This window comes from Corynebacterium efficiens YS-314, from assembly GCF_000011305.1.
GTDB classification, from domain to species: domain Bacteria; phylum Actinomycetota; class Actinomycetes; order Mycobacteriales; family Mycobacteriaceae; genus Corynebacterium; species Corynebacterium efficiens.
Map to the genome: position 1 here is coordinate 2,775,487 of NC_004369.1, position 18,963 is coordinate 2,794,449.

At 64.8% G+C, this 18,963-nt stretch carries 18 protein-coding genes and 2 pseudogenes; 12 read left to right on the forward strand and 8 right to left on the reverse strand.

What is annotated here, in order from left to right; all coding sequences use genetic code 11:
• The gene (locus tag CE_RS12905) at positions 1–831 is read right to left on the reverse strand and encodes a sulfurtransferase (RefSeq protein WP_006769031.1); all 831 of its coding nucleotides are present in this window, start codon (positions 829–831) and stop codon (positions 1–3) included.
• A gap of 63 nt (positions 832–894) precedes the next feature.
• The gene (locus tag CE_RS12910; protein ID WP_035109302.1) at positions 895–1,614 is read right to left on the reverse strand and encodes a helix-turn-helix domain-containing protein; all 720 of its coding nucleotides are present in this window, start codon (positions 1,612–1,614) and stop codon (positions 895–897) included.
• 81 nt (positions 1,615–1,695) lie between these two features.
• Here CE_RS12910 and CE_RS12915 point away from each other — a divergent pair, with 81 nt between their 5' ends.
• Positions 1,696–3,102, forward strand: a complete 1,407-nt coding sequence (locus CE_RS12915; RefSeq protein ID WP_006769029.1) for an MFS transporter — start codon at positions 1,696–1,698, stop codon at positions 3,100–3,102.
• Here CE_RS12915 and CE_RS12920 read toward each other — a convergent pair.
• Positions 3,096–3,383, reverse strand: coding sequence for a Rho termination factor N-terminal domain-containing protein (locus CE_RS12920; protein ID WP_006769028.1), 288 nt, complete (start codon positions 3,381–3,383; stop codon positions 3,096–3,098). The two genes, CE_RS12915 and CE_RS12920, sit on opposite strands and share 7 nt — an antisense overlap.
• 179 nt (positions 3,384–3,562) lie before the next feature.
• Between CE_RS12920 and CE_RS14530 the strand changes: the two genes are divergently transcribed.
• Complete coding sequence (locus CE_RS14530; RefSeq protein ID WP_049783622.1) at positions 3,563–4,477, forward strand: trypsin-like serine protease; 915 nt, start codon at positions 3,563–3,565, stop codon at positions 4,475–4,477.
• On the opposite strand, the gene CE_RS12930 is transcribed toward CE_RS14530, so the two are convergent.
• Positions 4,459–4,881, reverse strand: a complete 423-nt coding sequence (locus CE_RS12930; RefSeq protein ID WP_006769025.1) for a DUF4265 domain-containing protein — start codon at positions 4,879–4,881, stop codon at positions 4,459–4,461. The genes CE_RS14530 and CE_RS12930 overlap by 19 nt on opposite strands.
• An 88-nt stretch (positions 4,882–4,969) precedes the next feature.
• Between CE_RS12930 and CE_RS12935 the strand changes: the two genes are divergently transcribed.
• A complete protein-coding gene (locus tag CE_RS12935) occupies positions 4,970–5,686 on the forward strand; it encodes a hypothetical protein (protein ID WP_006769024.1) in 717 nt (238 codons plus the stop codon).
• 16 nt (positions 5,687–5,702) lie between these two features.
• Here the strand turns inward: CE_RS12935 and clpB are convergent, their stop codons facing one another.
• A complete protein-coding gene (clpB, locus tag CE_RS12940; RefSeq protein WP_011076009.1) occupies positions 5,703–8,261 on the reverse strand; it encodes an ATP-dependent chaperone ClpB in 2,559 nt (852 codons plus the stop codon).
• A 295-nt stretch (positions 8,262–8,556) separates the two neighbouring features.
• Between clpB and CE_RS12945 the strand changes: the two are divergent.
• From CE_RS12945 to CE_RS15395, 3 genes and pseudogenes are all read left to right on the forward strand, one after another.
• Positions 8,557–8,994 (forward strand): annotated as a pseudogene (locus CE_RS12945) (NAD(P)-binding domain-containing protein); the annotation flags it as partial.
• 69 nt (positions 8,995–9,063) lie between these two features.
• On the forward strand, positions 9,064–9,969 hold the full coding sequence (locus tag CE_RS12950; protein ID WP_011076011.1) for an IS982-like element ISCef3 family transposase: 906 nt from the start codon (positions 9,064–9,066) through the stop codon (positions 9,967–9,969).
• A gap of 29 nt (positions 9,970–9,998) precedes the next feature.
• Positions 9,999–10,145: a hypothetical protein gene (locus CE_RS15395; RefSeq protein WP_155808171.1), complete on the forward strand. Its 147-nt coding sequence runs from the start codon at positions 9,999–10,001 to the stop codon at positions 10,143–10,145.
• Between the two features lie 55 nt (positions 10,146–10,200).
• On the opposite strand, the gene CE_RS12955 is transcribed toward CE_RS15395, so the two are convergent.
• A complete protein-coding gene (locus CE_RS12955) occupies positions 10,201–10,728 on the reverse strand; it encodes a general stress protein (RefSeq protein ID WP_231295111.1) in 528 nt (175 codons plus the stop codon).
• A 250-nt stretch (positions 10,729–10,978) separates the two neighbouring features.
• On the opposite strand from CE_RS12955, the gene CE_RS15300 reads away from it, so the two are divergent.
• From CE_RS15300 to CE_RS12975, 4 genes and pseudogenes are all read left to right on the forward strand, one after another.
• Positions 10,979–11,212 carry a hypothetical protein gene (locus tag CE_RS15300; protein WP_011076012.1) on the forward strand — a complete coding sequence of 78 codons (234 nt, stop codon included), beginning with the start codon at positions 10,979–10,981 and terminating at the stop codon, positions 11,210–11,212.
• Between the two features lie 19 nt (positions 11,213–11,231).
• Positions 11,232–12,511 (forward strand): annotated as a pseudogene (locus CE_RS12965) (IS3 family transposase); the annotation flags it as partial.
• 129 nt (positions 12,512–12,640) lie between these two features.
• Complete coding sequence (locus tag CE_RS12970) at positions 12,641–13,462, forward strand: LLM class flavin-dependent oxidoreductase (RefSeq protein ID WP_006769017.1); 822 nt, start codon at positions 12,641–12,643, stop codon at positions 13,460–13,462.
• Between the two features lie 54 nt (positions 13,463–13,516).
• Positions 13,517–14,779 carry a 2-polyprenylphenol hydroxylase gene (locus CE_RS12975; protein WP_231295110.1) on the forward strand — a complete coding sequence of 421 codons (1,263 nt, stop codon included), beginning with the start codon at positions 13,517–13,519 and terminating at the stop codon, positions 14,777–14,779.
• On the opposite strand, the gene CE_RS12980 is transcribed toward CE_RS12975, so the two are convergent.
• A complete protein-coding gene (locus CE_RS12980) occupies positions 14,780–15,571 on the reverse strand; it encodes a carbon-nitrogen hydrolase family protein (RefSeq protein WP_035109299.1) in 792 nt (263 codons plus the stop codon).
• Between the two features lie 91 nt (positions 15,572–15,662).
• Here CE_RS12980 and CE_RS12985 point away from each other — a divergent pair, with 91 nt between their 5' ends.
• Together CE_RS12985 and CE_RS12990 are read left to right on the forward strand one after the other, a co-directional pair.
• Positions 15,663–15,914, forward strand: a complete 252-nt coding sequence (locus tag CE_RS12985; RefSeq protein WP_006769014.1) for a hypothetical protein — start codon at positions 15,663–15,665, stop codon at positions 15,912–15,914.
• Complete coding sequence (locus CE_RS12990) at positions 15,911–17,056, forward strand: alpha/beta hydrolase (protein ID WP_006769013.1); 1,146 nt, start codon at positions 15,911–15,913, stop codon at positions 17,054–17,056. The genes CE_RS12985 and CE_RS12990 overlap by 4 nt, the downstream gene beginning before the upstream one ends.
• Positions 17,057–17,140: 84 nt before the next feature.
• On the opposite strand, the gene CE_RS12995 is transcribed toward CE_RS12990, so the two are convergent.
• Positions 17,141–18,661, reverse strand: coding sequence for an acetaldehyde dehydrogenase ExaC (locus CE_RS12995; protein WP_006769012.1), 1,521 nt, complete (start codon positions 18,659–18,661; stop codon positions 17,141–17,143).
• Positions 18,662–18,963 lie beyond the last annotated feature (302 nt).

The following is an 18,963-nucleotide window of genomic DNA, read 5'->3' on the forward strand; positions in this document are numbered from 1 at the left end:
CTACGCTGAACGCTCCACGGGGTTCTTCGGATTGGCGCTCCACTGGGACCACCCACCCACATAATGCGCGGCACCGGGGAGACCGGCGTGCTCCATCGCCGCGAGCACCTGGGCGGAATGGTTGCCGGAACCGGAGTAGACGATGGCACCCTCCCCGCCGGTCACTCCCGCCGCCGCGAAGACCTCCCGTATCTGCTCCGGTGTCTTGAAGGTGAAATCCCCGTTGAGCAGGCTGCGGGCCGGGACGTTGACCGCACCCGGGATGTGGCCGGCCTTGAGGTCCAGCAGTTCCCGGCGGCCGGCGTAACGGTCGGGGTCGCGGGCGTCGATAAGCAGACCGGTGTGCGCCTTGACCTCGTCGATGGTGGCCGTGGGCATCTGCCCCGGGTTGGGACGGATATTACAGAAGTGCGGGAAGTTACCCGGCCCCCCGGCGTGACCGAGTTTCTCATCCTCCCAGCGGCGGAAACCACCGTCGAGGATCCGCACATTGGGCACCCCGGCCCAGCGCAGGATCCACCACGCCCTGGATGCATACAGGCCACGCCCCTGGTCATAGACCACCACCTCACGGTCGGTGTTGAGACCCCAGTTGCGGAAGGCGCGGGCCAGCAGCGGGAGGGTGGGCAGCGGGTTGCGGCCATCGACGGAGCTGGGGGTACCCGACAGTTCCTGCGCCGGGTCACAGAACAGGGAGGTCGGGATGTGCGCAGAGCGGAACAGGGTGAGTCCGGCACCTTCAATGGGTGCCCAGAAGGCGGCGAGAACGGTGGTTTTGTCGCCGGAGCGGATCGATTCAGCTAATTCGGAGGGGGCAATCGACACTGTCATGACACCGAGCCTAGGCGCTGGCGGGGGTTGGTGCACGGACAGCCGATCGGGACTGTGGGTGGTTCAGTTACGCCACCCGCCGGTGAGAAACTCCGCCTCCTCGTACATGCCGAGGCTGTGCAGATCGATCACCAGCTGGACCGGTGCGACGAAGTTGAGCGGTCCCTGGGCGTAATGGCCCGCCAGCTCGGTGGCCCCGGCGGGCACGAGGATGACATCGGCTGCACCGGGATCGGCCACCGGGGTGCCGAAATCGAATGCGGTGTCCCCGCCGTCATGCCACACCACGGTGGGTCCCTCCACCACCCGCCCCAGGATGACGGTGGCGGTGGCGGCACCGGACAGCGCCCAGCGGGTGTCCTGACCGGCGAGGAGGTCAGGCAGCTCAGCGAGGTCACCGGGGTCGGTGGCGAGGAACCTCGCACCGGGGCGCCGGGTGATGCCCTGGACGATCCCGGCCTCGGCGACCAGGGTGAGGGGATCGGTGATATTCCAGCGTTCGAACCGGTCCAACCAGGCGACGATCCCGCTGTCCTCGGGATTCTCCGGCACGGAATCATCAATGAGGGTGCGTGCCGCGGCGGCCGCGAAGGGATCGGAGGCTGGCCCGGCGGTCACGGTGACATCCAACCCCAGTGCCAGGGCCACCTCCCGGAGAGTCGACAGGGTGGGTTCACTGGTACCGTCCTTGACCCGTTTCAGGGTGGAACGGGACACCCCGGATCGCCTGGATACCCGGGTCGGTTGCTCACCGGCGAGCGCGATCAGTTCGTCGATAGTCACGGATTTCCATGCTAGTCCGCGCATTTTCCACCCCGTACACAGGCCCTTCCCGGGTGCGTGCGCCCAGCGTAGGATGACGCTGTGCAACACTTCCACAAAGTTCTGGTCAACACCCTGATCTTCAATGTGGTGACCGGATTTCTCGCCTATTCCCTGTTGTTCTGGGTGTACCTGGAAACCCGGAATGTGGCGTTGGCCGGCATCCTCAACGCCGGTTATATGGGCGCGCTCGCCGTGACCTCGATCTTCTTCGGCAGCATCGTGGACCACAACCGCAAGAAGACCGTCATGATGGCCTCCTCCTGTATGACGCTGGTGCTCTTCGCGCTCGCCGGTGTGGTGTGGGTGTTGTGGATGGACAGCGCCACCATCAGTCTGGATTCACCAGCGCTGTGGGTGTTCAGCATCCTGATCCTCATCGGATCCATCGTGGAGCATCTGCGCAATATCGCGCTGTCCACCGTGGTCACCCTCCTGGTGCCGGAGGACCGCCGCGACAAGGCCAACGGGCTGGTCGGGGTGGTGCACGGCATGTCCTTCCTGGTCACCTCGATGATGGCGGGCATGGCGATCGGGTTCTTCGGGATGGAGACCACCCTGTGGGTGTGCCTGGTGCTGACACTGCTGGCGGTGCTGCATCTGATCACCGTGGAGATCCCCGAGCCGGAGATCGTGACGCAGCATGCGGATGCGACGGTTCCCATCGCCCCCGCGCCGAGCGCCGACGGGGAGGTGTTCACCCCGAACCCGGTCCCATCCGATCTGCACACGGTGTCACGGGGACTGGACATCCGGGGTTCCCTGGCCATCATCAGGGGTGTGCCCGGGCTGCTCGCGCTCATTCTGTTCACCTGCTTCAACAACCTTGTCGGTGGTGTCTACACCGCCCTCATGGACCCATATGGCCTGGAGTTGTTCTCCCCACAGGTCTGGGGTGTGATGCTGGGTCTGACCGGTCTGGGGTTCATCGTCGGTGGCATGATCATCGCCCGGGTGGGCCTGGGATCCAATCCGGTGCGCACCCTGCTACTGGTCAATGTCGGTATCGCCATCATCGGCATCGTCTTCACCATCCGGGAGTGGGGATGGTTGTTCGTGGCCGGCATCTTTGTCTTCATGCTCATCACCCCGGCCGCGGAGGCCACCGAACAGACCATCCTCCAACGGGTGGTGCCGTTTAGGCAGCAGGGCCGTGTCTTCGGCCTGGCCATGGCCGTGGAGATGGGCGCCAATCCCCTGTCGGCGGTGATCGTCGCGGTGGTGGCCCAGGCCTATCTCATCCCCTGGATGGATGGTCCCGGCGCGGACACCGCCCTCGGTGTGCTACTCGGTGATGGAACCGCGCGTGGCATGGCATTGATGTTCATGCTCTCCGGGGTGATCACCCTGATCGTGGTGCTGCTGGCCTTCGCCTCCCGACCGTACCGCCAGCTCAGCAGGTATTACGCGTCAAGCAGTCAGGACATCGCGGGGCAGACCGCTCAGTGATTGCGCAGGGCGTCGATGAGCTCATCCTTCTTCATCTTTGAGCGGCCATCGATGTCCAGTTCGGCTGCACGTGTGCGCAGTTCCTCCACCGTCCAGTCCTCATAACTGCCGGCCTTTCCGCCCTTCTCCCCCACCTCCCCACGGGAGGTGTTCGCGGTGGCGTTGGCGATGCGGGCCGCTTTTTCCTTGCTGGCGCCGTCCTCCCGCAGCTCCTCGTAGAGCTCACCGTCCTTCACGGATGGTCCGCCTGGGGTCCTGTCCGGGTTCTTATCCTGTGCCATATCCCCCACGATACGAGCCCATCACAGTGACCGCCACCATAATGTCCCCCTCCTGACAGGACGGCCCCGCAGAAAGCGCATCCGATAAAACCGCCCGCGCGCGCAACTCCGGTCCAGTATTCTCGACTCTTAGCTAATGCGTACCCGTTGCTTGGAGTTTTCTACCTCGAGGACCGCCCATGAAACGCAATGCCATCACTGCCAGCACCGCCGCCCTGATAATCACCGGCGCGATGCTGCTGGCCGGATGTGGGATCGGTGCCGATGTGGCGGCCTCGACGGTTGCCGGAAAGTCACCGGCCCCGCAGGGTTCCACGACGGCACCGGCCACACCGATGGCAACACCGACTCCGGAGATGGTTCCCGAGATCACCCGGGAGGCCACGCCGGAGCCCCCGGCACCCAGCCCGGAGCCAGCGCCGGAACCGGTGGGGGAATCAGTAGAGGCATCAGTGGAGGAGCCGGCCACTGAACCGGTGGGCGAGCCGGTGGAGATCGTCGGCTATGTGCAACCCGGCAGTCGGATCCTCAACCTCGACAACGGCTATGCCTGTTCCGCGGGCTGGCTGGCCGGTGTGGGGGACCGTCGGTTCGTCATCACCGCGGGGCACTGCGGGGCGCCGGGGCATCTGTTTGCAACATCGGATGGTCAGGGCAACTATCCGGTCATCGGGTCCATGGTGGAGTCCTATGTCAACGGCTCCGATGCCGGCATCTTCGGGGCGGATATCGGCCTGATCGAGTTGTATCCCACCACGATCGCCAACGCCGGTCTGCCCAGCCACGGGGCGGTGGCCGGGTGGCAGGACCTTGCCTGGCTGGAGGCCACCCGACCGGAGATCTGCCAGGTGGGGTACCGCACGGGGTTGTCCTGTGGCCCCTACTCCGGCCCGGGTCATGAGGGCCTGTTCTATCACCAGGGCTCCACCCGCACCGGTGACAGTGGTGGGCCGGTGTTCGCCCTCCACGGCGGCCAGCTGTGGGCGGTGGGGGTGACCTCCGCGCATGACTTCTCCCTCCCGGCCGCGGTGGCCATGTCCATCGGGGGCTGGATGCCCGGGTGGGGACTCACCCTCTACACCAATGGAAGCTGATCCCCCGGGGCGATATGGACCACGCCCTGATCCACCAGGTCATCCAGGAGGACCCCCAGTCCGGGCACGGGTGAATCCGGGGCGATGTTCACCGCGAGCATCTCGGGCAGTGGCTGATCCACCCGCAGGCCCAGCGCCTCGAGTTGGGGGCGGACATGGTGGAGGGCCACCGGGTCGACCAGCAGGCGGAGGGTGGAGTTGCCGCCGGGGATCGCCACGGCCTGGAACTCCAGGATCTCGTCGACCGGGTCGGCGACGATGACGTCGCCAAGCGCGACCCCGGTGCACAGCGCCGGTATGGAGCAGACCAGCCAGTGGTGGCCGTCGAGCTTGTCGACGACCACCTCCTCCGACTCCACACCCCCAATCCCCAGGGGGATACGGAGTTTTCTCTGTTCGCCCACCGCGTTCCTTCCTTGCTGTAGACCATCACGTCATCAGTACTGTACATTTCTTTAAAAACTCCTCTGATGGACCTGATGGGAGCATGAGATGCACCGAAGAGCTACCACCCTCATTGTCGCCGGCGCCACCGCGATGATGGGGTTGACAATCCTGCCGACCGCGCAGGCGGCCACCACCACCATCGACAACGGGACGTGCACCTTCAACTACAGCGCGGCGGATCTGGAGAACATCCGGACCGACCTGGTGACCACCCACCCCCATGCCATGGCCATCTACAGCTGGGATGAGGACGATATCGCCACCGTGGAGGAAATCCGGGCGGAGCTGCCCACGCAGTTAGTGCCACCCCAGGCCTGGGCGTACGCCTATCACGACCGCCGGATGAACTTCGGCGCGCAGACCGATGTCCTCCGGATCATCACTTCAGGGCAGGGAGCGGACACCCTCGCACCCACCCAGGAGTCGCTCTATCAGGAATTGAAGGATTCCCGCGATCCGGTCGGGGATTTCATCGGCGGGATCCTCTACCCCAACCGGGGTTCCTACGGTCTCCTGCCACCGGAGGAACAGGATGACCTGCGGGAGCAGGCTGAGGCCACCCTGGAGCACGAGGCGCTGTTCGCCTCCTACTACAAATACGAGGCGTTCCGGTGGGCACTGCACAAGTCCTGTTTCCAGGAACGGCCCGGGGAGGTGGAGTACCTCCCGGGTGGGCTGACGTTCCGCGAGGTGTTCGATGACAGCCCAGAGACGCCGGACACCCCGCCGGTGGCGGGGGGATCCAGCGTCGGGTCATCCTGACCGGGGTGTCCGGGGGTTAGTGCTCCCGGGAGACAGCCAGGTACTGGCCACCGTCGGCGACGTCGACAAGCACGCGGTCACCGTCGCGGATCTCCCCGGCCAGCAGTTCCTTGGCCAGCTGGTCACCGATGGCCTGCTGGATGAGCCTGCGCAGCGGGCGGGCACCATAGGCCGGATCGTAACCACGCTCGGCCAGCCACAGCTTCGCCGCATCCGAGACCCGCAGGGTGAGGCGACGGTCCGACAGACGCTCGGCCAGCTGACTGATCTGGATCTCGACGATGCTGGCCAGCTGTTCCTGGGACAGCGGGTCGAAGACCACGATGTCATCGAGCCGGTTGATGAACTCCGGCTTGAAGGCCATCTTCACCGCATCCATCATCTGCTCCCGTGTGCCGCCGGCACCCAGGTTGGAGGTCAGGATCAGGATGGTGTTGCGGAAGTCCACCGTGCGACCCTGGCCGTCGGTGAGACGACCGTCATCGAGTACCTGCAGGAGGATGTCGAAGACGTCCGGGTGGGCCTTCTCCACCTCGTCGAACAGCACCGTCGTGTACGGACGACGTCGCACCGCCTCGGTGAGCTGACCACCCTGGTCGTAGCCGACGTATCCCGGAGGGGCACCGACCAGGCGTGCCACCGAGTGCTTCTCGGAGTACTCGGACATGTCGATGCGCACCATGGCACGCTCATCATCGAAGAGGAACTCGGAGACCGCCTTGGCCAGCTCCGTCTTACCCACACCGGTGGGGCCGAGGAACAGGAAGGAACCGGTCGGACGGTTCGGATCCGCCACACCCGCACGGGAACGGCGCACCGCATCGGACACCGCGGTGACCGCCTCGTGCTGGCCGACGACCCTCTTGCCCAGGAACCGTTCCATGTTGAGCAGTTTCTCGGTCTCACCCTGCATCATCTTGCCCGCGGGGATACCCGTCCAGGCGGAGACAACCTCGGCGATGACCTCCGGGGTGACCTCCTCGGTGAGCATGGAGTTGTCGGCACCACCGATCTTCTCCTCCGCCTCGGCGATCTTCTTCTCCAGCTCGGGGATGCGACCGTAACGCAGCTCAGCAACGCGGCCATAATCGCCCTCGCGCTCGGCGATGTCGGACTCGGAGCGCAGTGCCTCGAGTTCCTCCTTGAATTTGCGCACATCATCGATGACGGCCTTCTCGTTCTGCCAGCGGGCCTTGAGCTCGGAGAGTTTCTCGCGTTCGTCGGCAAGCTCGGAACGCAGGCGTTCCAGACGCTCGCGGGAGGCGACGTCGGTCTCCTTGGTCAGGGCGACCTCCTCGATCTCGAGGCGACGGACGATGCGCTCGAGCTCATCGATTTCCTGCGGCGAGGAGTCGATCTCCATGCGCAGGCGTGAGGCGGCCTCATCGACCAGGTCGATGGCCTTGTCGGGCAGGAAACGGCTGGTGATGTACCGGTGGGACAGCTCGGCGGCGGCCACCAGCGCGGAGTCCTGGATGCGGACACCGTGGTGGACCTCATAGCGTTCCTTGAGTCCACGCAGGATACCCACGGTATCCTCCACGCTCGGCTCACCGACGTATACCTGCTGGAAACGACGTTCCAGGGCGGTGTCCTTCTCGATGTACTTGCGGTACTCATTGAGGGTGGTGGCACCGACCAGACGCAGCTCACCACGGGCGAGCAGCGGCTTGATCATGTTGCCGGCATCCATGGCTGACTCACCGGAGGCACCCGCACCGACGATGGTGTGCAGCTCATCGATGAAGGTGACGATCTCACCGTTGGCACCCTTGATCTCATCGAGGACAGCCTTGAGTCGCTCCTCGAATTCACCACGGTATTTCGCACCGGCGACCATGGATCCCAGATCCAGGCTGATCAGGGTCTTGCCCTTGAGGGACTCCGGGACGTCACCGGCGACGATGCGACGGGCCAGTCCCTCCACGATTGCGGTCTTACCCACACCGGGCTCGCCGATGAGGACTGGGTTGTTCTTGGTGCGGCGGCTGAGCACCTGGACCACACGACGGATCTCCTGGTCACGCCCGATCACGGGATCGATCTTGCCCTCGCGGGCGAGTTTGGTCAGGTCGGTGGAGTACTTCTCCAGCGCCTGGAACTGCCCCTCGGGATCCTGGGAGGTGACCTTCTGGGAACCACGGACGGACTGGAAGGCGGCCTTGATGGCATCATAGGTTGCCCCCTTGCCCTTGAGCAGGTCAGCGGCATCGGACTTGCCGCGCGCGATGCCTGCGAGGAGGACCTCCGTGGAGACGTATTCATCACCGAGTTCACCGGCGAGTTCCTGGGAGGCGGTCAGCGCATTGAGGGCATCACGGTTGAAGTTGGGGTTGGCCAGGTTGGAGCCGGAGGCCTTGGGGTAGCCATCGACCAGTTTCTGCGCCTCGGCCAGGATGGTCTTGGGATCAACACCGGCGGCGGTCAGCACCGGGGCGGCCACACCGTCGGCCTGGTCCAGGATGGCCACCAGGAGGTGGGCCGGACGGATGTCGGGGTTGCCGTTGGCGGAGGCCTGCTGCAGGGCTGCCTGCATGGCCTCGGAGGTCTTGGTAGTTGGATTGAATGAACTCATGTCGTAAAAATCCTTTCATCATTGCGCCAACCACGACCGGCTTCCCACCGGGATAGATCGCGTGAACCTTGAAGGGGTTCACACAGGTCAGCGACCATTTTTTTGCTTACACCTATAACAATGCCTCCAAAGTTGAGTCTATTCCACTCAACTCAGGGTTTGGTGCAATTATAAAGTTAAGCAGGCCAGGTTTAAGTTTAGTCGCGATCGGAGATCCCGGCATCAGGAATCATCCCCAGTTTCCACCCGCAGAGACCCCTGGCGGCGAGCGCGCCACGGTGATAATATTGTTGACATGACAACAAACTATGAGGCGATCATCATCGGAGCCGGCCAGGCAGGACTTGCCGCAGCCCACGAACTGGCCCGGCGCGGACTGGAACCCGGCACGGACTTTCTGGTACTCGACTCCAATGACGGTCCCGGTGGCGCATGGCGACACCGCTGGGACTCCCTCACCCTGGGCAAGGCCCACGGCATCGCCGACCTACCGGGACTGCCCATGGATCACCCCGCCCCCACCACACCGGCCTCCCGGCTGGTGACGCAGTATTACGGTGCCTATGAGGAGAAATTCGATCTCCAGGTGGTCCGCCCGGTGAAGGTGCGGTCGGTGTCCCCCACCGACCCCTCCGATCCCACCTCCGCCCTGCTGGTGGAGGCCGAGGACGGCCGCACCTGGCAGACGCGGTATGTCCTCAATGCCACCGGCACGTGGACCAACCCCTATATGAGTAAGTCCTATTAGGACTCTCGCGCGCAGGTCTGTTCAACGAGGGCGGAGAGTGCTTGAGTTTTTGGTGTGAACAACAAACTAAACACTCTCCTGACCACACTCTACGTCACCCTGGTCGACCGTGTCCTGCCCGATCTGGACTACGACCGGACTCACCGCCCAGGGCACCGACCAGCCCTCGATGACGCCGAACTGCTGTGCCTGGCCGTCGCCCAACACCTGCTGCACGGATCCTCCTCAGAATCCCGATGGGTGCGCTACGCCCGGGCACACCTGACCGGAATGTTCCCGGCGATGCCCCAACAATCGGGCTACAACAAGCGCATCCGGGCCGCCGGCCCGTTGATCAGCGCGGTGATCACCGCCCTGGCCAAAGACACCGCCTCCTGGCACGAGATCCTGCGACTACTCGACTCCACCCCGGTACCCTGCGGCACCTCAAGAAAGACAGTCAAACGCTCTGACCTGGTCGGGCATGCCGGCTACGGCTACTGCGCTTCGCATTCGAGGTTCTTCTGGGGTTTTCGCCTGTATCTGGTCTGCACCCCGGACGGGATGCCGGTGATCTGGGGGCTGGCCAACCCGAAGATCGGCGAGCGGGAAACCACCCAGGTCCTGCTTGATCATGACTGTCATCTGGTGCACGACGGGCAGGTCATCCTGGCGGACAAGGGCTTCGCCGGGAAAGAGTTCGAGGCGTTTGTCACCGACGAGCTTGGCGCCCACCTCGTCCGTCCCGACCGCAAGGATGAAAAGCCCCGGTTCGGGGCCCTCGGTGGTATCCGCCAGTGGGTCGAGTCCGTCTTCGACACGCTTAAAGGCCAACTCGGCCTCGAGCAGCACGGCGGGCGCACCGTCGAAGGCGTCTACGCCCGAGTCGCCGCGAAACTTTTGGCCCTGGCCGCCGGGATCTGGCACAACTGGCTCATCGACGCCCCCAACAAACGCTCCCTGATCGCCTACGACCACTAAAAATCAATAGGACTTAATCATCTAGGCGGGTGGATACCCGTACTGAACTCTTCAGGCTGTGGCGGCCACTGCTCACAGGAGTGGGTGAGTCGGGAGTGGAATACACCGTCCGTGATGTCATCGTGGTCGTCCCACTGGGGAGCGAAATCGATCTGCTCGCCGCCCGGGACGGTTGAGTTGAAACGCAGGTAACGACCGCCCGCAGAGGAAGGGCGTTACCTGCGTTGAAAGTCACGCGGTGGGACGAGCCGGCTTACCCGCGAGAAGTCGTGCCGCTTCCGCAGCGAAAGGTGCCTCAACCTGCACCTCGTACCGGTCCGCCTCAAGCGTTTCCAACGAGGCGAAGTCGCGTCGGCCCCCGGTCGCGAGATGGCTGATGAAGGAAAGCAGCGCACCCCAAACCGCACCGGCGACCACCGAGATCGCCACGATGGCCAGCCACCCGAACCCGGGCGCGAACAGGCCGAACAGCAAACCGATGAGCAGACCGAACCACGCACCGGCGGCGGCTCCGCGCAAAGCCGCCTTCGTCTTAGTGAGTCGTCCCAGGACCCGCTCCACGACACGCAGGTCGTACCCGACGATCGCGACCCGTTCGACGGCGAACCCGGCATCGGAAAGCCGGTCGACTGCTGCCTGGGCGGTGGCGTAGTCGGAGTACTCGGCAATGGCCTGCTTCCAGCGGGGGTCCGCGGTGTACTCGAAGTCCTCAGGTGTCTTGTCGGAGGACTGGCTGCGGGGTGCATTGCTGGTGCTCACGTTTAACTCCTTCAATGAAGAACGTTGGTGGTGGCGAGGGGGGCGCGGGCGGAGGCAGTCCGCCGCGCAACCTCTGCTGCAAAGATCCCTCGGATCCCCATCGAATCTAAAATTAGCTCTCTCACCCCTGTAGTGTCAACTACTTTTTCAGCTTGAATCGGCTGTAAGTGTTCGTGGTGGCCGGCCCGGGGCTGGCCACCACGAACAGCCGATTCAGAACCGGGCTGTCACACCGTGTGCAGGGGAGCGGGTGCGGTATCGCAGGGGCAGCGCAGCCCATCAGGTCTGGCGACGGCCAACGCGGTCAGCTCGCGCCGAGGCCGTCGAGGATGCGCCCACGGACCTCGTCGGGCTCGCCCGCTCCATCCACCTCGACGAGGATGCCGCTGTCGCGTTAGACCATGAGGAGGGGAGCCGTCCGCTCGGCGAACCGGACCCGGGCGCCCCACTGAATCGGCCCAGGTTTGATGCCGCTGTTGTTTGAGTCCGGAAGGATGGACAGCATGCCGAAGAAGATCGATCCCCAGCTGCGCGCGAGGTGCGTGCGGCTCGTCAGGGAGCACCTCCAGGAGTACCCCACCCTGACCGCGGCGACCGCTGCCGTGGCGCGGCAAGAGGGTGTCTCGCCTGAGTCCGTGCGGCGCTGGCTCGCGCAGGCCGAGGTCGATGACGGGACCCGACTCGGCATCACGACCGAGGAATCCGCCGAGGTCAAGCGCCTGAAAGCTGAGGTCAAGCGGTTGCGGGACGACAATGAGATCCTGCGCAGGGCCTCGATTTTCTTCGCGGGGGAGCTCGACCCCCGCAACCGCTGATCTGCGCGTTCATCGATGAGATGCGCGTCGAGGGCTATGCAGTCGAGTCGATCCTCCGCGTCCTGCGTCAGCAGGGCCTTCGGATCGCTGCACACACCTACCGGGCCTGGAAGAATCCGACGCGGATCGCTGCCCGCACCGTCACAGACGCCCTTGTCGAGGACAAGATCCGCGAGCTCGCCTGGACGACCAACCCCGTTACCGGGCTCATCCAGACGACGCCGGAGGGCCTCTACGGGCGACGGAAGTGGGTCGCCCTGCTCCGTCGTCAGAAGGGCCTCGCCGGCACGTCTCGCGGGGCGGTGGACCGGGCCATGCGCACCCTCGGGCTCGAGGGGGTGCGGCGCGTTAAGAAGCTCCGCACGACGATCTCCGATCCGGACGGGAAGCGAGCCGGTGACCTGCTGAATCGGGACTTCACCGCCCCGGCTCCGAACCGGGTGTGGGTCACGGACTTCACCTACGTCCGCACCTGGGCGGGGTTCGTCTACGTCGCATTCGTCGTGGACGTCTTCGCCCAGCGGATCATGGGCTGGCACGCCTCAACGTCGAAGAAGGTCGACCTAGTCATGACGCCGCTGCGGATCGCGCTCTGCCAACGAGAACGCGACGGAAACCCCGTCTCACCAGGGGATTTGATCCACCACAGCGACGCCGGATCTCAGTACACCGCTATTCGGCTGACCGAGCATCTCGCCCTCGAGGGCATCGCCCCGTCGATCGGGACCGTCGGCGATGCCTTCGATAACGCGCTGATGAAGACGGTGAGCGGGCTCTACAAGACCGAGTGCATCCGCACCACCGTCTTCCACTCAGGGCCGTTCCGGACGCTCGCGGACGTCGAGTTCGCGACCGCCGGCTGGGTCGACTGGTAAAACAACCGGCGCCTGCACGGCTCCCTCGGGTATCTCACCCCGGTAGAGTTCGAGATGCTCCACTACGCGGCCCTCACCCGAGAGCCCGAACCCACAAAGCAGCGGCAGAGAACCCGGGCCGATTCAGGGTGTCGATGGCCCATCCGTCGCCCGTACGGTCCTGGGAGATCCGCATGTAGGCGGCTACACGACTCGTCATGAATCTAATGTTACAGATGAACGTTGGGCTATGAAAACCCCCTGCACCTGGCAGAGGAGGCCGCCGCACTGAACCTGCTTGCCGACGGCAGAGTGGCCCTCAGCGTGTCCCGGGGATCACCCGAGCCTGCCGAGAAGGGCTGGGAGGCCTTCGGCTACGCCACCGGCGAGGATGACCCCAAGGGCGCGGGCATGGCACGCGAGAAGTTCCAGCGTTTCATGGCCGCGGTTGATGGTTATGGCATGGCCGTGGCGGCCGAGGACCAGTACCCACGCCTCTACCGCCCCGGCACCCCGCTGCCGATCTTCCCGCATGACCCACAGCTGCGGAAATCCATCTGGTGGGGTGCGGGTTCCCACAACACCGCCATCCAGGCGGCGAAGGACGGGGTGAACCTGATGAGCTCCACCCTGGTCTCCGAGGCCACCGGCCAGAGCCTGGCTGATCTGCAGTTCGACCAGATCCAGAACTACCGCGCCGCCTGGAAGGAGGCCGGTCACGACTGGACCCCGCGTGTGTCCGTCTCCCGCTCGATCTTCCCTATCCTCACCGACCGCGACCGTGAGCTCTTCGGCCTACAGGGGCAGGGTGGTGATCAGATCGGCATCATCGATGACACCCGCACCACCTTCGGTCGCACCTACGCGGGCACCCCGGATGAGCTCATCGACCAGCTCAAACAGGACAGGGCTGTCATGGATGCCGACACCCTCATGCTCACCGTGCCGAACCAGATGGGTGTGGAACTCAACGCCTCCATCCTGCGCAACTTCGCCGAGCATGTCGCCCCGGCACTCGGGTGGGAGCCCAACACCCAGGGCCGGGTGACGGGTTACGAGTTCTGACCCGCCAGCTGGCAGGCGTGCCGTTCCGCCGCTGTGACCGCGAAAAAGGGCACAATGGTTAACGTGACACCCCGACCGATGCGCCCTGTTACCTCCCTCATTGAGGACAACCCGGACGTTTTCCTCACAACAGTGATGTCCAGGCTGTCCACACTCGATCCCCTGGCACCCACCTGCATTCCGCATGTGGATGATCAGACCCACATCAGCATCACGGAACTGCTGGCCGCGATGCTGGATGGCGTCGGGGATGAGGGCGCGGTCGAGCCCGGGACGGTGGAGTATTTCCGCGATCTCGCCCGGGACTACCGGCGTTTCGGTTTCACCCCGCAGACCTTCACCAACCTCGGTGAGGCCATCCGCCTGGCTCTGCGCGAGGTGGGGCAGGATCTGCCCTTCGAGACGGAGTTATTCGCCGAACGCGCCATCACCGCCACCACCTCCGAGATGGCCGCCGCCGCCCGGGAGGCCATCGATGACGGTATCCCCGCCGCCACCGGTGCGACGGTGGTGCAGGTGGAACGACGCAGCCGGCGCTTCATCGTCGTGCGTCTGGAGGCCGATGGCCCCTTGAGTTATTTCCCCGGCCAGTACCTGCCGGTCACCACGGAATACCTGCAGAATTCCTGGCGTTTCCTCTGCCCGTCCATCCCGGCGAATGAATGGGGCCAGGTGGAATTCCACATCCAGACCGGGGAGGACGAGGCCCTGCGCCTGCTCGCCGGTTCCCAACCCGGTGACCGGTGGTCCATCGGGTTGGGGCAGGGCGAGTTCGGTCAGCGTCTCTTCGGGGCGGGTTCCGCGCTTGTCGACGCCTCCCCCGACGCCGTCACCGACGACGGTGAGCCCGGGGACGACGGTGACCACGGGGATGGGGGCGGCGTCGATAAGCAGGATGACCTGTTGTTCATCGCCTACGGCACCGGGCTGGCACCGCTGCGGGCGATGATGTTCGAGCTGATGACCCGCACCCATCCCCCACGCCTGCACTTCTTTGTCGGTGCGGAATACCCCGGTGAGCTCTATGAACTGATGGGGCTGTGGAATTTCGCGGCGACCTGCCCGTGGCTGTCGGTGGTGCCGGTGACCACCAACGCCGAGGACGCCTGGTGGGTGCAGGCCACCGAGGCCTCCCAACCGCCCCGGGGTCTGCATCTGCCCCAGGTGGGGAAGATGGCGGAGATCGTCACCAGCGTCGGCTCGTGGGCGGACCGGGATGTGCTCATCGCAGGCCCCGAGCAGATGGCCCGGGATATCCGGCGCGCCCTGATCAGGCGTGGCACCCCACGCGAGCGGATCGAGCACCTGGAGTTCTGATTACAGCACCGGGATGGACTTCCGGATGTCCTGGAGGTTGGACAGATCGATGTCGGCGATGACGGTCTCCGGTTCATAGCCGGCGCTGTCGGCGATCACTCCGGTGGGGTCAACCACCATGGAATGACCGATCCCGGCGGGGCCCTTACGCTTCTCGGTGGGGCGGGCCTGGTCGCACATGAGGATCCAGGAGGTGGAATCCAGGGCGCGGGCGCGGGTGAGCACCTGCAACTGCTCTAGTTTGCCCTCCCCGTCCTGCCAGGAGGTGGGCACCACGATGATCTCAGCACCGGCGCGCGCCAGCTCCTGGAACTGGGTGGGGAACCTGAGGTCGTAGCAGATGGCCACGCCGACCTTCACCCCGTCGAGGTCGAATACATGTAATTCATTTCCCGGTTTGACGGTGTCGGATTCGCGGTAGCCGAAGGCATCGTAGGTGTTGATCTTGTGATAGCCCTCATGCAGTCCGTTGCCGGTGACCAGGGCGGTGTTGTGCACCCGGTGGAGGGTTTTGCCGTCCTGTTCCACGGTGTCGGCCGGGGTGAACATCCCCGCCACGATCACCACCCCGAGGTCCTCGGCCAGCTGCTGCACACCGGTGGCGAAAGCACCCGTGTGCAGGTCTTCTGCCTGTTCATCGAGGCGCCCGGTACCGAAGGCCTGGGAGGTGGCCTCCGGGTAGATGAGCAGGCGTGCCCCCTGCGCGGCGGCGTCGGTGGCGGTGGTTCTGACGAGCTCCAGGTTGGCCATCTTATCGCCACCGGAGGTGATCTGTATCAAAGCGATGCGCATAATCCACAGCCTAGGTGTGCGGCGCTGATTGTTCACAGGTTCGATGCACCCATTCTTGTCATTTATCTTGGGCGGCCCTTGACTGAGGGGCATGTTCATGACGACAGATTTCCCCGAGCGCCTCGCCGCCACCACCCGTGACCTGCTCTTCCCGCCCCTCACCCCGGCCGGGGGTGCGAGCCGGACCGAGAGTGCCCTGCGCGCCGCCGATGCGGGTTGGCGGGCCCTGCTTTACGACGCTGAAGACACCCTCGCCTCCTCCCTGCACTCCATGGAGACCCTGGCGCGGTCCTTCTGTGAGGTCGATGACACCCTGGCCGGCGACCTGGGGAGGCACCTGTGACACTCGCGCTGAAAAGCCACGAGTTGGAGGAGCTGGCCGGGGTGCTCGAGGAGATCGGGCGGGCCTTGGCCGGACAGGCAGACGACCGGGCCCTGCGGTGGAACGACCTGCTGCACCTGACCGATGCGGAAGCCCTCGTCCTGGGGATCCGGAGGTTGCACGCCCACAACACCACCATCACCGACACCGTCGACCAGATCAGCTCGGTGGCCAGGTTCCTGTTCAGTGCAGCTGGCCTGGTCAGAGCCCTGGAACAGCACCTGTGGGTGGTGGAGCGGTGGGCGGGCATCTCCCCGGAGGCGATCGCCACCCTGCGGTACCTCACCATGATGGGTGACCTCCTCGATTTCATGTGCGCCCGCCAGATCGGGGCCCTGTGCACCCCGACCGCCGCCCCAACGGTGCGGGCGCTCGGGGATGTCGCGGACCTGCCCGCCACCGCGATCCACGAATTCCACCACATGAACGCCCCACCCTTGATCCGGGAGCTTGCCGATGCCAACCCCGACCTCATGCTCCTCGAAGTGGGCGACGGCACCTTCGCTGCCGCCTTCGGTGACATCGATGATGCGGCTGCGGTGACCACCATGGTCGCCGGGGTAGGTTCGTCCGACCCCGTCCACTGGCAGGGCAACCTCGACCGGGCCCGCCGGATCCACCAGGCCACCGGGGCCGCCACCATCCTATGGTCCGGGTACACGGCGCCAGCGGGCATCCCGCAGGCACTCTCCGGGCGCAGCGCCGAGGTGGCGGGACGCGAATTACAGACATTTCAGGAGTCACTCGCCGCCCGGAACCCGGATCAACGCCGGGTGGGGCTGGGATACAGCTACGGTTCCGTGGTGGTGGGCTCCGCTGCATCGGAGAGCCGGGAGGGTTTCGATGCCGTGATCCTGGTGGGAAGCCCCGGTGCAGGGGTGGAGCATGCCCGCGATATCCACGCCGATGTGTACGCCGTCACCGGAACGCGGGATCCCATCGGGCTGGCCACCACCGTGGTCAACGGGGTCCACGGCAGGGATCCGACCTCCCCCTGGTTCGGTTCGAAGGTGTGGGAGTCTGAGGTAACCCATTCGGGGTACTGGGATGATCCGGGGTTCCTCGACCGGGTCAGGGATGTGGTGGACGGCCAGTCCGGATAGGGATGATGCCGCACCCCCATGGTCATAGGGGGTGCGGCATCAGGGGATCTCGGCCAACGGGCCTGAAACAGGCCTGGAACGGGACTAGAACAGGCCGGTCGGGTTCGGATCGTAGGAGACCAGCAGGTTCTTGGTCTGCTGGTAGTGGGCCAGCATCATGAGGTGGTTCTCACGGCCGATACCGGACTCCTTGTATCCGCCGAAGGCGGAGTGTGCCGGGTAGTTGTGATACTGGTTCACCCAGACACGACCGGCCTGGATGGCACGGCCCGCACGGTAGACGGTGTTCTGGTCGCGGCTCCACACACCGGCGCCGAGACCGTAGTTGGTGTCGTTGGCGATCTGGATGGCCTCATCGAAATCGGAGAAGGTGGCCACGGAGAGTACCGGTCCGAAGATCTCCTCACGGAAGATCCGCATGTCATTGGTGCCACGGAACACGGTCGGTTCGATGTAGTAACCATTGTCCAGACCGTCGATCTTGTTGACCTTGCCGCCGGTGAGGGTTTCCGCACCCTCGTCGGGGCCGATCTTGAGGTAGCTGGAGATCTTGTCCATCTGCTCCTGGGATGCCTGGGCACCCATCATGGTCTCGGTATCCAGCGGGTTGCCCAGCTTGATGTTCTGGACGCGCTTGACACCGAGCTCGAGGAACTCATCGGCGATGGACTCGTGCACCAGGGCACGGGACGGGCAGGTGCAGACCTCACCCTGGTTGAGGGCGAACATGGCAAAGCCCTCGACGGCCTTCTCACGGAAGGCATCATCCTGGGCCATGACGTCGGCGAAGAAGATCGACGGGGACTTGCCGCCCAGTTCGAGGGTGACGGGGATGATCTTGTCGGAGGCGGCCCTGTTGATGATCTTGCCCACCTGGGTGGAACCGGTGAAGGCGATCTTGCCGATGCGGTCAGAGCTGGACAGGGCGGTGCCCGCCTCCTCACCGAGTCCGTTGACGATGTTGAGCACACCGTCCGGGATGAGGTCACCGACGATGTTCATCAGGTAGAGGATGGAGGCCGGGGTCTGCTCCGCGGGCTTCATCACGATGGCGTTGCCGGCGGCCAGCGCCGGGGCGATCTTCCAGGTGGCCATGAGGATGGGGAAGTTCCACGGGATGATCTGTCCGACCACGCCGATAGGCTCGTTGTAGTGGTAGGCAACGGTGTTGTGGTCGATCTGGGAGGAACGGTCCTCCTGGGCGCGGATGGCGCCGGCGAAATAACGGAAGTGATCAATGGCCAGCGGGATGTCGGCGGCGAGGGTCTCACGGACCGCCTTGCCGTTCTCCCAGGTCTCGGCGACGGCGATCTCCTCGAGGTGCTCCTCCATGCGGTCGGCGATGCGGTGCAGGATCAGTGCACGCTCCGCAACGGAGGTGCGACCCCATGCCGGTGCCGCCTTGTGGGCGGCGTCCAGGGCGGCCTCAACATCGGCGGCGGTGGAACGGGCGACCTCACAGAAGACCTCACCGGTGACCGGGGTGATGTTGTCCATGTACTGGCCCTCCACCGGTGGTACCCACTGCCCACCGATGTAGTTGTCATACCGCTTCTCGTAGTTGACGATCGAGCCTTCGGTTCCCGGGTTGGCATAGACGGTCATGGTGTCTCCTTCGCTAGGAAAATCGCAGATCAGGCGACCACAGAGCGGGTCACGAGCCACGGCTGGGGGCGACAGTAGGGATGAGCGTAGGGTTACCGTCCCCCACCATGGGTCCGTATTGTGTGCCAGGTGACACCTGATCAACCTTTGTGACAGCGGGCACATGATCCCGCATTGTTGCCACCATAACGCCCGGCCGGTTCCAGCGCTACCACCATGCCCACCCCCACCCCCATGGGTATCCCATCCCCGCAGCCAGGAATGCGGTAGAAAAGGTGCGTGATCACCCCCGCAGGGCGCTT